The organism is Vibrio sp. 10N.222.54.A3 (assembly GCF_041474095.1).
Classification (GTDB): Bacteria; Pseudomonadota; Gammaproteobacteria; order Enterobacterales; family Vibrionaceae; genus Vibrio; species Vibrio crassostreae_C.
On record NZ_JBFRTN010000174.1, the window covers coordinates 1 to 1,492 of the forward strand.

The following is a 1,492-nucleotide window of genomic DNA, read 5'->3' on the forward strand; positions in this document are numbered from 1 at the left end:
GATGTATTGGCTAACGACACCGATTTAGACGATGGTGCTAAGTTCACTTTAGACAGTGTGAGCTCGGACAAAGGTCTGGTGACTATCGTTAATAACAAACTAGTGTTTGAAGCGACTGGCGAAGATTTTGATAACCTGCCAGTAGGTGTAACAGAGCAAGTCGTGGTGACGTACACGATGAGCGATGAAAGTGGCGAGCCGATCACATCGACCGCGACTATTACTGTCACCGGTACTAACGACAGGCCAATCGCTCGCAATGACAGTGGGTCTATTAACGAGGATGCGACTTTAGCAGTAGATACATCAATAGGGTTACTGAAAAATGATAGCGATATTGATGGCGATAACCTCGAAGTCATTGGTATTCGGACAGGTGCTGAAAATGCATCAAATAGCACAGCTGGAACTGTAGGATCTGGATTAACCGGTAGCTTTGGCACTCTGATTGTTAACGAAGACGGTAGTTACAACTACGTTGCTGATAATGCGGATAGCTTAAAAGCTGGTGAGCAGGTGTCTGAAACGTTCACTTATACGATAAGTGATGGTAAGGGGGGGATGGATACTGCGACCTTAACTATTACGGTCACTGGCACAAATGATGGACCAAAAGCAACTGATGATAGTTACAACGAAAGTAGCGAGACGTTACTTTTCTCCGAGTCATTTGAACAAATGATAAACACTGGCAGATGGACAGTTGTGACTGGTGATGATCTTGGCGACTGGAATGCGACCAACGGGCTAGAGGTTCAGCGTGATGGTCTAATTGCTGATGCAACTCATGGTGACTATCTTGCTGAACTCGACGCTCACAAAAACACTGAAATTTCAACGATTATAGACACTTCAGGTCAAGATAGTATTCGGGTTGAATTTGACTATAACCCTCGCCAAGATGGTAACTCGTCTTCTGATATGGTCTTTAAAATCGGTGACACCTCGGTCACGGTACATGCGGATGGGACCCTTTCCGGTGCTAATGGACTTGATATTCAAATAAGCCTACCAGATGCTAATGGTTGGTACCGTGTTACCGCCGAGCTGGAGGTGCAAGCTGATAGTACGGAGTTAGCATTTGCAGGAGATGGTGCTTCAGATAGTCTTGGGGCTTTGATTGACAACGTTATTGTAACGGGGATCAACCAACCTGAGCTCGTTACGCGTGAAGATGAGCCTATTACGATCCCATTCGCAGAGTTGTTAGCGAATGATACTGATATCGATGGTGATGTTCTTTCAATTGTTGTTGGTTCAATAACGTCTGAGGTCAATGGCACATTATCGGTTGACTATGTAAACGAAACGATCACATTCACACCAGATCAAGACTACAACGGTGAGGCAACATTCCAATATACAGTCACTGATGGAAATGGTGGCGAAGACCAAGCGACAGTGACATTAAATATCACACCTGTAAACGACGCGCCCGAACTCAATGTCGATACCGGCGAGGTTGGTGAAGACGCGACCTTAACGGTCAGTG

General features: G+C 45.5%; 1 protein-coding gene. It reads left to right on the top strand.

Annotated features, from left to right (window positions below):
- Nucleotides 1–1,492 (top strand): tandem-95 repeat protein (locus AB4507_RS22805; protein WP_372183475.1); only part of this gene is annotated, 1,492 nt, incomplete at both ends.